Annotated in this window: 14 protein-coding genes; 6 read left to right on the top strand and 8 right to left on the bottom strand. The window is 32.6% G+C overall.

All coding sequences use genetic code 11. The features are described from left to right. The 3 genes from fabV to FC70_RS00955 form a co-directional block, all read right to left on the bottom strand. Positions 1 to 1200 carry an enoyl-ACP reductase FabV gene (fabV, locus tag FC70_RS00965; RefSeq protein ID WP_235804061.1) on the bottom strand — a complete coding sequence of 400 codons (1200 nt, stop codon included), beginning with the start codon at positions 1198 to 1200 and terminating at the stop codon, positions 1 to 3. Between the two features lie 86 nt (positions 1201 to 1286). Then, positions 1287 to 1721, bottom strand: coding sequence for a MaoC family dehydratase (locus FC70_RS00960; protein WP_057889174.1), 435 nt, complete (start codon positions 1719 to 1721; stop codon positions 1287 to 1289). Positions 1722 to 1941: 220 nt separating this feature from the next. After that, positions 1942 to 2682: an MIP/aquaporin family protein gene (locus FC70_RS00955; RefSeq protein ID WP_057889173.1), complete on the bottom strand. Its 741-nt coding sequence runs from the start codon at positions 2680 to 2682 to the stop codon at positions 1942 to 1944. Between the two features lie 265 nt (positions 2683 to 2947). On the opposite strand from FC70_RS00955, the gene FC70_RS00950 reads away from it, so the two are divergent. The 3 genes from FC70_RS00950 (at position 2948) to FC70_RS00940 (ending at position 4681) form a co-directional block, all read left to right on the top strand. Continuing rightward, positions 2948 to 3733, top strand: a complete 786-nt coding sequence (locus FC70_RS00950) for an enoyl-CoA hydratase-related protein (protein WP_057889172.1) — start codon at positions 2948 to 2950, stop codon at positions 3731 to 3733. Positions 3734 to 3919: 186 nt separating this feature from the next. After that, positions 3920 to 4462 (top strand): helix-turn-helix domain-containing protein, encoded by a 543-nt coding sequence (locus FC70_RS00945; protein WP_057889171.1) that lies wholly within the window; start codon positions 3920 to 3922, stop codon positions 4460 to 4462. A gap of 9 nt (positions 4463 to 4471) precedes the next feature. Then, the gene (locus FC70_RS00940) at positions 4472 to 4681 is read left to right on the top strand and encodes a DUF3923 family protein (RefSeq protein ID WP_057889170.1); all 210 of its coding nucleotides are present in this window, start codon (positions 4472 to 4474) and stop codon (positions 4679 to 4681) included. A gap of 490 nt (positions 4682 to 5171) precedes the next feature. Here FC70_RS00940 and FC70_RS00935 read toward each other — a convergent pair whose 3' ends face one another. Beyond that, the gene (locus FC70_RS00935) at positions 5172 to 5834 is read right to left on the bottom strand and encodes a sugar transferase (RefSeq protein WP_057889169.1); all 663 of its coding nucleotides are present in this window, start codon (positions 5832 to 5834) and stop codon (positions 5172 to 5174) included. Between the two features lie 244 nt (positions 5835 to 6078). After that, on the bottom strand, positions 6079 to 6279 hold the full coding sequence (locus FC70_RS00930; protein WP_057889168.1) for a helix-turn-helix domain-containing protein: 201 nt from the start codon (positions 6277 to 6279) through the stop codon (positions 6079 to 6081). An 89-nt stretch (positions 6280 to 6368) separates the two neighbouring features. On the opposite strand from FC70_RS00930, the gene FC70_RS00925 reads away from it, so the two are divergent. After that, positions 6369 to 6710 (top strand): helix-turn-helix domain-containing protein, encoded by a 342-nt coding sequence (locus FC70_RS00925; protein WP_123827743.1) that lies wholly within the window; start codon positions 6369 to 6371, stop codon positions 6708 to 6710. 383 nt (positions 6711 to 7093) lie between these two features. Here the strand turns inward: FC70_RS00925 and FC70_RS00920 are convergent, their stop codons facing one another. The 3 genes from FC70_RS00920 to comA are packed head-to-tail and all read right to left on the bottom strand — an operon-like array spanning position 7094 to position 9511. After that, the gene (locus FC70_RS00920; RefSeq protein ID WP_057889166.1) at positions 7094 to 8044 is read right to left on the bottom strand and encodes a phosphoglycerate dehydrogenase; all 951 of its coding nucleotides are present in this window, start codon (positions 8042 to 8044) and stop codon (positions 7094 to 7096) included. 40 nt (positions 8045 to 8084) lie between these two features. Further along, positions 8085 to 8732, bottom strand: coding sequence for a histidine phosphatase family protein (locus FC70_RS00915; RefSeq protein ID WP_057889165.1), 648 nt, complete (start codon positions 8730 to 8732; stop codon positions 8085 to 8087). Positions 8733 to 8743: 11 nt separating this feature from the next. Beyond that, positions 8744 to 9511: a phosphosulfolactate synthase gene (comA, locus tag FC70_RS00910; protein WP_057889164.1), complete on the bottom strand. Its 768-nt coding sequence runs from the start codon at positions 9509 to 9511 to the stop codon at positions 8744 to 8746. A gap of 463 nt (positions 9512 to 9974) precedes the next feature. Between comA and FC70_RS00905 the strand changes: the two genes are divergently transcribed. Both FC70_RS00905 and FC70_RS00900 read left to right on the top strand, forming a co-directional pair. Then, positions 9975 to 11282, top strand: coding sequence for a Na+/H+ antiporter NhaC family protein (locus FC70_RS00905; RefSeq protein WP_235804060.1), 1308 nt, complete (start codon positions 9975 to 9977; stop codon positions 11280 to 11282). A 41-nt stretch (positions 11283 to 11323) separates the two neighbouring features. After that, on the top strand, positions 11324 to 13150 hold the full coding sequence (locus FC70_RS00900) for an aryl-sulfate sulfotransferase (protein WP_057889163.1): 1827 nt from the start codon (positions 11324 to 11326) through the stop codon (positions 13148 to 13150). Positions 13151 to 13866: the final 716 nt, after the last annotated feature.

Below are 13866 nucleotides of genomic sequence, written 5' to 3'. Positions count from 1 at the left end.
CTATGGCTCTAATTTGCTAATTTCATCAAAATCAACCGTTTCATTATTTGAACCTTCAACCTCAAATCCATTAATTTGTAAGAATTCTTTTTTGAATGTTTCATATCCAGTTAAATCTGTATTGAAATTTTCTGGTGTGATTTTATTCATCAAATCAAGTGTTTTACGTTGAGTATCTTCATCAAGTTCCCATGAATCCGGACGAAGGCGACCATGATCATCAATTTCACGTTTATTTCCATAAACCATATCACGGAATAAACGATCTTTATGCATAATTGGTGTTTCATGTGTTCCTTTTTCTTGCATGACTTTATAAAGGGCTATGCAATACACTGGGAAAATTGGAATTACAGATGATGCCTTGGTTGTTACTGCTTTTGATACACTGATTAGCGATTCACCATTAATATCTTCGATAATTTTTCCTATTCTATGTGATGATTCTTCAGCAGCATCTTTAGCTTTGCCCAACGTACCTTCATGATAAAAATCATAAGTAACTGGTGAACCAATATATGAATATAAGATTGTTTTAAAACCATCGGCTAATAATCCTTGATCTTTAAGGAATTTAACCCACAATTCCCAATCTTCACCACCCATAACATGGACAGTATCAGCAACCTCTTCAGGAGTTGCTGCTTCAATTGTTTGTTCAACCAATGCATCTTGTTCGAGATTAACATTATAGCCAGTAACGTCCTTACCAATTGGTTTCATTTGTGAACGCCAAACTTCATCAGTATTTTCTGGATTAGCTCTCTTTGGAGCCGCAACTGAATAAACTAGCAAATCGATTTTGCCACCAAATTCATCCTTAATATATTCAGAAACCTGTTCTTTCATTTTTTCAGTAAAACAATCGCCATTAAAGTTTTTAGCTATTAAGCCCGCTTTTTCAGCTTCCTGCTTAAAATAAATATTGTTCCACCAGCCTGCAGTTCCAAGCATTGTTTCATCTTTAATTGGTCGTTCAAAAGCTACACTAATTGTGTCTGCTCCTGATCCAAATGCTTGAGTAATTCGACTCGCAAGTCCATAGCTAGATGACCCTCCAATAATTAAAGCTTTTTTAGCACCATCATAATGACCATTTTCTTTCACATACTTAATCTGATTTAAAACTTCTTGATGACATCCATAAGGATTAACACTGCGAGCAACGTTCCCTTTAAATTTTTTATCGATTTTAATCATTTTTCCTAACATTATAATTTGCCCCTTTAATTATTTTATTTGGAATCAAACTGGAAAGTGCTTATGACTCCATCTCACTCATTCTTTTATTTTTTTACTGGAATAACTTTAGCTTGACCATCTGTTACGATTACACCATCCTGATTAGTTACTACCGTATCAAGTGTCACAATTTTGAAGTTAGCTTTTTGACTTATCTTTACTACCGTTGCTTTTGCAACCAGTACATCGCCAAAATACACTGGTGCTTTAAAATTAAGACTTTGCCCAAGATAAATCGCCCCTGGGCCAGGAATCTTCATTCCAATCACTGCCGAAATCAGTGATGCAGAAAACATTCCATGTGCGATTCTCTTACCAAATTGGGTTGTTTTAGCAAAATTATTATCCATATGCATTGGATTTTCATCGCCAGTAATTTTTGCAAATTGTTCAATATTCTCTTTGATTACCTCTTTGCAAAATTCACCGGTCATCCCAATCTTAATATCATTTTCAGTTACTATCTGATACTTTTCCATAGACTCGCCACCTTAATTAAATAATTCACAAATTGTAGTAAAAAAATAGTTCTAATAAATTAAACAAGCTTGCTCAGTACTTCTCAGATATCCATGGCCTTAATGTAATCGCTTTCTTTTGATTCTACAAATACTTAAATTTCATATTAACAATAACTTTATGTTATGAAATTAACACGACGCTGTTTATACATACTTTTTTATCTTTATTTCACAAACTTTATTTTGTTGGAAAGAAAGCTACAAACAAAATAGCCCCTGCAATCCCACCAATAATAGGGGCTACAATAGGCACCCAACTATAATGCCAATTTGAAGACCCTTTATTGGGAATAGGCAATATTGCATGCACTAAACGGGGGCCTAAATCTCTAGCCGGATTTAAGGCTGGTCCCGTAGCACCGCCCATTGAAATAACTAACGTCATGATCAATAGACCTACTGCAATATTAGCTAAATCAATATTATCTTTAATAAACATTCCATGATATGCACCGATAGCTCCGAAAACTAATAATAACGTTCCAATTGTTTCATTTATAAATCCATTAACCGAACTATCTGCACCATCACCTGTAGCAAATGTCATTAACACCGCAGATTCATTTTGTGTTTTTTTATAAAATGGCCAATAACATATAACTATTATTAATTGTCCCACAATAGCACCTGCAAACTGAGCCACAATGTAACCAAATACCTGATTCCAAGGAAATAATCCGGCACATGCAAATCCTAATGTAACTGCAGGATTCAAATGATTACCAGAAATTGAACCAAACATGAAGGCTGGAATCATTACCCCAAAACCATATCCAAGCGCTACAAATAGCCAGCCACCATCATGTCTCCCTGTAGTTTTTTCGAGTGCCATATTTGCAACTGCACCATTACCAAAGATAATCAAAATCATTGTTCCAAAAAATTCCGCTGCTAATTTCGTTCCCAGATCGAATGACATTATTTTTTCCTCCTTAGATTTTTGTAAAATTTTACAAACGTAATCTATCATGATTAATATTAGTTCGTAAACCTACAATTAAAGTCATACTTTCCATAACAATTAGTTATGTATCTTATCAAACGCTAACCTAACAGCATCTACAAATTTTAAAACTATTTAAAAAAAATAAATTTAAATTTCGTCTCTATACATCACTTTGTGAAAATGATATCATGCAATTGGAAAGTGTTTATGACTGTTATCTCCCGAAAGGATAATAATCATGAAAGAATATAACAATCTATTATTTACAGTTGAAGATGGTATCGGAGTATTAACTATTAATCGTCCCAAATCACTTAATGCACTAAATTCAGAAACACTAGCTGAAATTGGTTCTGCATTATCAGAGATTAAAACCAATAAAGATGTTAAAGTACTAATCATCACTGGATCTGGTCAAAAAGCCTTCGTTGCCGGAGCAGACATTTCACAAATGGCAGCAATGAACCCTATTGAAGCAGCTGAGTTATCTGAATTGGCACATAATGCATTTCAAACAATTGAATCACTGCCACAAATGACTATTGCAGCAGTTAATGGATATTGCTTAGGTGGTGGCTTTGAATTAGCAAACTCTTGCGATATTAGAATTGCTGCTTCAACTGCTAAGTTTGGGCAACCAGAAGTTGGCCTTGGTATTGTCCCTGGATTTGGTGGTACTCAACGGCTCACTCGTTTAGTTGGTCGTGGAAAAGCAAAAGAAATAATTACTACAGGCGCACAAATAACAGCCACCGAAGCGAAAGAAATTGGTGCTGTTGAAGAAGTTGTGGAACTAGATCAATTAATGACCAAAGTTAATGAAATTGCATCTAAAATCATAAAGAATGGTCCAGTAGCAGTTAGAATGGCAAAATATGTAATTGATAAAGGCGCCGATTTAGAACTAAATACTGCTATTTCATTTGAAACCCAAATGTGGGCACAAACCTTTGCTACAGAAGATCAAAAAGAAGGTATGGCAGCCTTCCTTGAGAAACGTCATGCAAAATTTAGTGGTAAATAATTTTTAAGTTAATTCTATAAAATCCATCATCTAAATAAATAGATGATGGATTTTTTTATGTATGCAAAATTTTGTAATAAACAATAAACTTTTGAAATACCCTTAATCATATGATATACCAGTAATGACAGAATACCTGTCTTGCTAACTCAACCTAACTATATTAACTTTTAATTGGAGGTATGTATGGCTGCATTAACTATTTCAAAACTTTTAAAACAACAACGACAAAAAAACGGACTTACACAAGCAGACCTAGCAAATAAATTGAGCATTTCTCGTTCAGCAGTCTCTAACTGGGAAACTGGTAGAAATTTGCCTGACCTTATAATGATCGATGAATTAGCAACTATTTATGACATCACAACTGATGAGTTAATCAATGGTAAAAAAAACAATCAGTATCAACATACAAATAAATTAATTTATCCTATATTATCCTTGATTATATTAATTACTAGTCGATTAATTGTTGCTTCCAGTCCACAATCCCTACTAATCATAGATTGCTTAATATTATTGATTATTGGGACTTCTATTTTAACTAAATTTTCTAATTTAAAATTAAAGATCTCAGTAATCATCTTAAATTTGATAGTCTTTTTTTGCTGTGCATTTGAAAGTAGAATTTTAAATGACTTTAGTTTTCAAACTACAGCTTTAATAGTTAGTACAATTTTAATGTGTCAATTGCTGAATACATACCACAATCAAAAATATAAGGAGTAGTTACAGTATATGAAGTTAAAAACTTGGTGGTTAAGTAACGTTGTTTGGTTAATAATCTTTGGAATATTGAGCTTTATTATAATGACCAGAAAAGTTGATGGCTCTGGTTTAATTGAAACACCAAAAATAAGATTAGTATCTTTGATTGTTTTGAATATCTTTTTTTCATTTATATTTTTGATACAACTAATCATATTGTTAATTATTAAACGAAAATAAATATTTTATTCAATAAAACTAATCATTGTAATAAATTGTACCCATATGACGATAAATGCCACGTTACAAAAAGAAAAGCTGTCAGTAAACTTTCCTACTCAGATAACCAATACCATTTTTCCATAGTACACCTAATAATCCAAACGCTAATATAGCTTCACCCATTAACATAAATGGCACATTAACTGTCAAATATTTCTAGCTGAGTGCACTGTCAAAAATTATTTTATGCTACATGACGACCCAAATAAGCCCACAAAATCTCAATGAAAGTAGCAATAATTAACGTAACTAGTAATATCCATTTAAAGCTAGCGTGCTTAAACCAATTTAGAAATGCAACTTTTAAAACAAAATATAGTATCCATACCAAAAGTTGCGTACCATAAAAATAAAATTGATGTAATAATCGACATAAAATACAAATAATATTATAAAACAAGACATGATAGTACACTTAAAAAGTGTGCATTTTTAATTATTTAAATTATCAATTCACTTTTGATTTCTTCATGTCAACTAAATTAGCATCTTCTAATTCACTATTCACCACAACAGATTTATTTTTGTGCTTGCCTTCATGTATTCCTATATGTAAAAATACATACCATATAGTCCTAATAACTAACTTAAAATCTGTCATAAACGAAACTGATGCTGCATAAATACCATCATACTGAGCTTTTTGTAAATTAGGTACATGATCTCTTCCATGAACTTGAGCTAATCCAGTTAACCCAGGTAATACCGTTTCAGCCCCATTGTTATGCCGCAATGTAATCAATTCGTTTTCAGTACAAATCACTGGTCGTGGTCCAATAATACTCATTTCGCCCTTAAGAACATTAATGAATTGTGGTAATTCATCAATACTTGATTTACGTAAAATTCTACCAATTATAGTAATCATCTCGTCAGCATGTTCTAAACTATTTGTCGCTGCATCATGTGGCGCTGTCATGTACATACTTCTAAATTTATATATTTTAAAAGTATTACCATTAATACCAATCCGATTTTGTTTAAACATTACTGGTCCCTTTGACTCTAACTTAATTAAACTAGCAATAATTATAAAAGGTATACATAATATTATCAACGAAACTAGTGAAAAAATCACGTCAAAAAACCTTTTAAAAAAATGAATATACATTAAACTTTCCCCCGAATTATTGAAAATACCAAAAACCTTAAAAGACCCCCAACAAAATATTTTTGATCACTTTTATTGGTTGTAACGTGCATGACAGCACACAATCACTATTAATAATGTCATAATTACTTACTTTTTTACTATTACAATAACTAACTTTCCAACATAATTAATACATAATTTACTTTATCCACTATTTTTTACAATATATAGTATCCAATAGTTATTCACTGGGTAAACATTCCTAATTAGGATTATAATCCAATAAAACCTCATATGGAATACCTAATTGTTGATTAATTAATTTAATTTCTGATACTGTAAATTCACTTCTCCCATTTAGCTTTCTATTAGTTGTACTAATATTTTTGCCAATAGCCTTTGCAACATCAATTTGTCTTATTTTGTTCACTTTTAAATAACCTAACAAAAGCATATTTACCATAACTTAAACCTACCCTTCTTTATATCCATTCCTATATTGGAATATACGACATCTTAGTATCAAAAGCAATTATAATCTGCTATATTTAGATGGAACTTGCTGTTTTTAGCATGTTTTTACTAATTAATTATCTAAATAAGGGGTTATTAATGAACTGCCAAAACACATTTCAGTCAGATTTAAAACAACACCGTTTATCATCAGGACTGTCACTTAAAGCATTATCCAACCAAATCAAAGATACCTATGGTATTGATATTTCAACTAGTATGTTATTTCGATATGAAAATGATGCTCAATCTATTCCCTTCAACATACTTTGGGTATTATCAGATTTCTTCAATATCGATTTAAACAAACATAAAGTAATTAACTCTGCATCTTCTAAAGCCTTTAAAAGTGCATTAATTGAATACAATAACAAAAAATAGGCATCCCCTAATTGGGAATGCCTATTAATTTGCAATCAAATAGGTCAGACGCACACTTTGTTTCTTAGCTTACAAAATCTAGTTTAACTTTAGAGAATGTTAGCAAGCAAAAACCATCATCTAAGTGTTATACACATTAATGACAGTCAATTTGTATGTAATAAGCTATTATATATCGATTAACAATTGAATTTTTATTATAACAAGAAAATTTTTCACAACTATAAGTTTAAAACATCCTATAAATAAATTCCATGGTTTTTAACCATTAAAATAATGGATCCGACGATAATATTAGGAAAATAATCAAATGAAATACGTAAACCCACGCCCACTAAGCCATTTTTGTATTTTTTGATATTCATAATTAAATCATTTTATTCTTAATTAACTAAAATGGGGTGATTTACTGCATACTTTGGCACCTGCCCAGACAAAACTGAATCAATCATTTGTGCAGCGGTCATTGCCATTTTCCGATTTGCCTCAATAGTATTAGCTCCAATATGTGGAGTAATAATTACATTTTGCAATTGCAAAAGTGTACTTTTAGCCATCAACGGTTCTATTTCAAACACATCTAGGGCTGCACCACCAATTACATGTGCTTGCAAAGCTTGAATTAATTCAGCCTCATTAACAATACTCCCTCTAGACAAATTAATTAATGAAGCATCTGATTTCATCATTGCAAACTCATGATTTCCAACGATATGTTTAGTATATTTATTTGCTGCTAAATGTAAACTCACAAAGTCAGCTTCTTGAAATAATTCATCCCATTCAACGAAAGTCCCATATTTTGTTTGTCTGGGATTACGATCATAAATCAAAACTCGAACTCCCAAAATAGATAATAATTTTGATAACTCACGTCCAACATTGCCAAACCCAACAATTCCAACAGTTGTTTCAGTCAAATCATGCCCTAATAATTGATAGGCACCCGACCAATCATCAATTCTAGTTAATTTATCTACTTCACGATATCGCCTAGCCAACATTAAGATATTCATCAATGCCATTTCGGCAACGCTATGAGCATTGGCTCCTGGTGTATTTGTCACCCATACTCCCTGCTGAGCTGCATAATGTGCATCTATATTGTCGTAGCCAACTCCACGACGAGCCAAAATTTTTAACCGAGGAAGCTCTTGATAAATATCATTTAGTATTTTTTTACTAATCATCATAATTGCATCTATATCAGGAGCTAAACTTAATATTTCTGGTGCTCCTGGATTATCCACAGTAATCACATCGTACCCTTGTCTCGACAAAAAATGATTAGTTAATTTGTCTGCCATGGATGGTATCAGTATTTTATCGGTCATTTTTATCACTCCTAGCTTTAAACAATCCACACGAAATAACTTATATCGAAACATTCCCTTCATCTAAATCAACAACTTGAAGATATCCAGTTTGATTATAAGAATCCAAGTAAAAACGGTTACCTTTTTGTCCAATAATTGAAGTTGATAAATTTTTCAATCCCATTATTTGTTGATTATTAGTTAATGTCTGAATTCCCAATTGGCTGATACCTCCATGTGAAAAAATTAAAATATTACTGTCCTCCGGAGCTATGGCAATCAGTTGTTTGACTGTATTAGCAAAACGTTGCCCAGCTTCTTGAAAATTTTCAATTTTTAAAGTTTCTAATGCCGGGTCATCAATTCGGTTGGATAACTTATCGAACAGAGCTGGATAATCTCTAATTAATTGACTACGCCTTCGACCTTCCCACTGACCAAAACTAATCTCGGTTAACCTAGAATCATTTTGAATCGACGAAACAGGATATTCCATTTTACTTAAAACCACCTCTGCCGTTTCTTTTGCTCTGTTTAACGGGCTTGAATAAACAGCCGAAAATTGATATTGATCGAGATATTTTGCTAAATGTTGATAATCTATTCTTCTATCAGTTAATAATGGACTATCAGCATGGGAACCTTGTAAGCGTTTGTCTATATTCCATTCCGTTTTACCATGGCGAACGATAAATATGTGTTTCATGGACGCTCCTTTTATACTTGTCCAACAGTATCACCACGAAGTCCTACCCGTAATGTTTCTAACGAAGTGACTTCATCTGTGGCAATATTGCCTAAATTAACCTGTGATCCATACTTTAAAATTAAACTAACTTGTTGATTTTTAAGTGGTGCTTCAAAAATCAAATGCCCAATTCCATTGGCAGCAAGTGCATCTAGCTCATCATTCATGATTCCACCGGCTTGATTATAAATACCAATATCTTTTCCAGCTTCACGTGCTTCAATTATGATGAACTGTGCACCACTGTCTAGATCACGACTAATTAACGATAACCGTTCATCAATTGTCATCTCGTGATCTAAATTTAAATTTTTCTTACCAACCTCCGAAATAACAAAAAAGCCAGCCTCACGAGCTTGTACAATCAACTGCTCCCGAACGGCTACACCAATAGTCGTTGATCCATCGCTGACTTCGATTCCATTAAAGCCCAATTGTTTAGCTTCTTGTAAATATTGTTTATACATGTTCTTCATAACCGCAACTTCCAACAATGTGCCACCAGGATACGTAATAATATCATGATTTTGATATTTTTCATTTTTTAAAGTAATTAACTCGGTATCCATTGTTGCTGATGTTCCCCAGCCAAGCTTGGCAAAACTGATATAATCACCAGCTGTTTCTAGTAAATCATCAACTGCGTTTAATCCCAGTCCCTTATCCAGCATCATTGTTTTTCCTTCAGGTGCCATTTCATGATTCTTATTTTGGGTTAGAAAGTCAAATGCTTGCATTTTAATTCCTCCGATTAATTTTTAATTTTTCTAATCATATCGGTGGTAAATGAATAATCGTTTAATTAACTATGATAAATGTATGATTAAAATGTAATTTTAATGACATTTTTTTAAAACCAAATTCCATCTATATTTAATAATGATAAACTTCAGCTAAACTTATTTTTTGCATCGATTCATCAAAATTAAATCCAATTTTTTATAAAAAAAATTCACATAATTTCATTAGTCTCTAATTAATCAGTTAATCCACATACATATTAACTGAGATTCAGTGTTTATATCCAACACAAGAAAGGAGCTAATCATAACGAATAATAAAGGACATCTTAAATTTTATGGTGGTCCACTTGTTGGACTTTTACCGATTATTTTCTTTATTTGTTCAATCGGTTATATAACTTTAGAACTAAATTTTTACTCTGTTAGTACTTTTACAGTTCCAACATTATTTGGCTTAATGTTAACCTCTTTTTTATGTAAAAATCGAAAACAGTATTGGCAGACTACTATTAATGGTCTAGCAAATCCTGGAATAGCTAAACTAATTTTTGTTTTTCTAATCATCGGTATTTTCACAAAATTATTAATCGTCGGTAAAACTGGCGAAGGTTTTGTTTGGCTAGGTCTTACTTTAAATTTACATGGTGGCAGTTTTGCTGTTTTAGCATTTTGCGGAACTGCAATTTTCTCATTAGGATCAGGTGTACCATTTGCCGCATTGTTTGCTGCAACAACAGTATTTTATGTCCCTGGTGTATTGTTGGGTGTTAATCCAGCTATTATGGTCGGCACAATTATTGGAGGTGTATTCTTCGGTGATGGAGTTTCGCCCAATTCACAATTAACTACTGCAGTTTTACAAATGGAAACTCACTCAATCACCGGAAAATCAGCTGACTTAGTAAAAATGCTGCGACAACAAGTTAAATGGGTCTGTTGCGTAGCAGCTGTGACCATTATTTATTTATTTTTATTTGCTTCAAAAAACAGTACCACTCAGTCATCAACAATCTTAAATAAGTTTGCTAACCCAGCAGGAATGTGGATGCTCATCCCCGTGATTGTTGTCGCAATTATGTGTATTAAAACCCGTGACATTATTGCTTCATTAACTACTGGTATCTTTGTTGGCCTTTTCGTAGGAATATTCAGTGGCTTATTTAGTTTTTCAGATATTATTACTTTAAATGCTAAATCCGCTACTGTTACCGGAATTTTTGCTGATGGTATAAGTAGTATGTTGACAATATCAACTTCAACTATCTTTCTCAGCGGATCAATCGAGATCATGCAAAAAAGTGGTGTCATCACACTATTTTCTGATTGGTTAACTAGCAAAAAATTTATTCAAACTCCCATCGGCGCCGAAATTGTCACAGGTCTTGGAATGGGAATGGTTAGTATTTTCCAGTGCGGTGCTTTGTTACCAGGAATATTACTTTATGGTGACCTTGCAAATCGTATTGGCCACACTTCTAAAATTTCTCCAGAAAGACGTTCCTATATGTTAGTAGCAATTTCAATGTCAATAACTGGCATCTTACCAATTAATAGTATTTTTATAATGGGAATCCTTGGACAAATTCGCAGTCTTAATGCTGAGTTTTCTTCAATATCCGTCCCAAGCGCTAACTCAATATTTTTCAGTACACTCTATTGTTGGATTATGACAATATTATGTCTATGTTGGATTATATTTGGTTGGGGGCGTAGTTTTGAAACTAATCCCAAATCAAACTTGATTGAAGATAAAGTTTCTAATTAAAATGTTACATTATCAAATAAATTTAAAAGGAGTTTTAATTTATGGGAGAACCTTTAGTATTTCCAACTGGCACTGTACGATACAATCCAAAAAAAGCCTGGAGCGGCTATACCTTAGTACCAACTATTAACGATGGTATTTTATTATTCGATATGAACGGAAATGAGATTCGTCGTTGGAATTTCCAAGGATTCCCACCAAAATTGTTACCAGGTGGACATGTTATTGGGAATTCTGGAATGCGGTATCCAGAAAATGGAATGCAGGATAGCGTTAATTTAGCGCAAATAGATTATGATGGTAACTTAGAATGGGAATTTGATCATTTTGAAAAAATTGACGATCCTGGTCACGATCATCGTTGGATGGCTCGCCAACATCACGATTTTCAACGAGAAGGACAAAGCGTATATTATTCAGAAAATGAAAATCCTAAAATAAATTCAGGTAAAACATTAATTTTAGGGCACCAAACCATATACAATCCTATAATTTCAGATAAAAAATTATTAGATGATGTTATTTATGAAATCGATTGGAATGGAAATATTTTGTGGCAATGGAGCGCTGCAGAACATTTTAAAGAATTTGGCTTTAACGCAACCGCAAAAGATGCACTATCTAGCAATCCAAATATGCGAGATTCAGATGGTGGTGTCGGTGATTTTATGCATACTAATTGTGCAAGTTATCTCGGCCCTAATCATTGGTATGACTCTGGTGATCAAAGATTTAAGCCTAACAATATAATCATGGATAGCCGTGAATCAAATATCTTATTCATTATTGACCATGAATCTGGTGCTATCGTTTGGCGGTTAGGACCAGACTACATTAATGATCCAATCGCCTCAGACCTTGGACAAATCATCGGGCAACACAGTCTCCATATGATTCCACAAGGACTACCTGGAGCTGGAAATCTACTTTTATTCGATAATGGCGGTTGGGCCGGTTATGGTACCCCTAATCCTGGAAGCAAAGATGGAGTCAAAAATGTATTACGAGACTACAGTCGCATTTTAGAAATTAATCCTGTAACTATGAAGTTAGTATGGTCTGTTACACCCAAAGAATTAGGTTTTAGCATGCCTGTTGACAGTAATAAATTTTACAGCCCATATGTGTCAAATGTACAACGGTTACCAAATGGAAATACATTAATTAACGAGGGATCAGATGGTCATGTTTTTGAAGTAACTACTGACTATGAAATAGTATGGGAATGGATTTCACCATATTTCAACCATAATGAATCAGATAAAAAAGGTAATATGATTTATAGAGCTTTTCGATATCAATACAAATATATTCCTCAAGAACCTAAACCTGTTGAAGTAGAAATAAAGCCTATTGACAACTCAACCTTTCGCTTACCTGGTGCCGGTAAAAAAGGAGCAAAAAAAGTTATTAAGGTCGCCGGCACCTTACCTTATTACAAAGACGTTGCTTTATGCGTAGCTACCGATGATGAAACTAAATCATTAACTAGCAAAAAAAATAATCTCCATTTATTTGATATTGACCGTAAAACATTTATTGAAATTGGTGAACTACAGTTTAAAACAAGTATTTTAAATAATAATAGTTCACAATTTAAGCTAGTCTTATTTGGTGCTGAGCGATGTGTACATTGTAAAATGTTACACCCTTTACTAACACGAGCAATACAAACAAAATTCTCAAAGCATTTTGATTCATACTATATTAATGTAGACGAAAATCAATTTTTAACTGAATCACTTTCAGTTTTAGGAACACCAGTAGTAATTATTTTTAAAAATGGAATTGAAATTTCTCGTTTCCGTGGTGAATTAGATTTTAGTGATATTTGTATTTTTTTAGACGATACTTTGGCAATAAAATAATATTTCAAGTAGTGATATTCCACTTAGTATTAAATCAGTAAACACATATATTGCTAGTGATAATCAAACAAGTTCCATTTAACTAATAAAACATATATAAAATTTAATTAGAATATATATTATAAAAACAAAAAAGCTGTCATATCAACGTTTATAACGTTGTATGACAGCTAATCATTGTGAAAAATTGGGCTAGCTGGGATTCCAAGAACATTCACAAGCATCACTTAATATCAATAAAATCAACAACGAGCTTGTGAATCAAGCTTGATGACTACCACCGTAACTACCACATATATAAATCTTTCGGCGGGACATGTACATAATAAAAGCAACTAATATCTTAAAGTATAAAGTAATAATATCGTCAGTAATTGAAAATTATAATTTTGATACTCTTCTTCCTTATTATTTGCAAAACTTCAATACGTTATTTTATTTAAAATATTTATTTGATATTATTCAAAATAAATACCTATTCTTTTATTCGAACGCTTGGTGGTAAGAAAATGAGTGAAACAGGGTTCTTTTTTTGTACTCAATTTATTGTTTCATTATACAAAAAATATCTACCATCAGTAAAAGCTTTTAACTTTTGCTAACAGCAGACATTCTTGTACCCATCGTAATCTAAGAAGTACGACGTTCGGAATTATCAAACATTTTGTTCATTTTGTGTACAAGGGGAAAGGAACTCTAGCAACAATACAAAACAT

The organism is Paucilactobacillus oligofermentans DSM 15707 = LMG 22743 (assembly GCF_001434315.1).
Taxonomy (GTDB): domain Bacteria; phylum Bacillota; class Bacilli; order Lactobacillales; family Lactobacillaceae; genus Paucilactobacillus; species Paucilactobacillus oligofermentans.
The sequence above is the reverse complement of the archived record's forward strand: the minus strand, read 5'-3'. Positions and strand labels throughout refer to the sequence as shown.

Bases quoted from the DNA above. Each gene is read 5' to 3' on its own strand.
- FC70_RS00940 (WP_057889170.1), top strand. From the start codon at position 4,472: ATGAAGTTAAAAACTTGGTGGTTAAGTAACGTTGTTTGGTTAATAATC.
- FC70_RS00920 (WP_057889166.1), bottom strand. From the start codon at position 8,044: ATGACCGATAAAATACTGATACCATCCATGGCAGACAAATTAACTAAT.
- fabV (WP_235804061.1), bottom strand. From the start codon at position 1,200: ATGATTAAAATCGATAAAAAATTTAAAGGGAACGTTGCTCGCAGTGTT.
- FC70_RS00905 (WP_235804060.1), top strand. From the start codon at position 9,975: ATGTTAACCTCTTTTTTATGTAAAAATCGAAAACAGTATTGGCAGACT.
- FC70_RS00945 (WP_057889171.1), top strand. From the start codon at position 3,920: ATGGCTGCATTAACTATTTCAAAACTTTTAAAACAACAACGACAAAAA.
- FC70_RS00900 (WP_057889163.1), top strand. From the start codon at position 11,324: ATGGGAGAACCTTTAGTATTTCCAACTGGCACTGTACGATACAATCCA.
- FC70_RS00930 (WP_057889168.1), bottom strand. From the start codon at position 6,279: ATGGTAAATATGCTTTTGTTAGGTTATTTAAAAGTGAACAAAATAAGA.
- FC70_RS00935 (WP_057889169.1), bottom strand. From the start codon at position 5,834: ATGTATATTCATTTTTTTAAAAGGTTTTTTGACGTGATTTTTTCACTA.
- comA (WP_057889164.1), bottom strand. From the start codon at position 9,511: ATGCAAGCATTTGACTTTCTAACCCAAAATAAGAATCATGAAATGGCA.
- FC70_RS00950 (WP_057889172.1), top strand. From the start codon at position 2,948: ATGAAAGAATATAACAATCTATTATTTACAGTTGAAGATGGTATCGGA.
- FC70_RS00925 (WP_123827743.1), top strand. From the start codon at position 6,369: ATGGAACTTGCTGTTTTTAGCATGTTTTTACTAATTAATTATCTAAAT.
- FC70_RS00955 (WP_057889173.1), bottom strand. From the start codon at position 2,682: ATGTCATTCGATCTGGGAACGAAATTAGCAGCGGAATTTTTTGGAACA.
- FC70_RS00960 (WP_057889174.1), bottom strand. From the start codon at position 1,721: ATGGAAAAGTATCAGATAGTAACTGAAAATGATATTAAGATTGGGATG.
- FC70_RS00915 (WP_057889165.1), bottom strand. From the start codon at position 8,732: ATGAAACACATATTTATCGTTCGCCATGGTAAAACGGAATGGAATATA.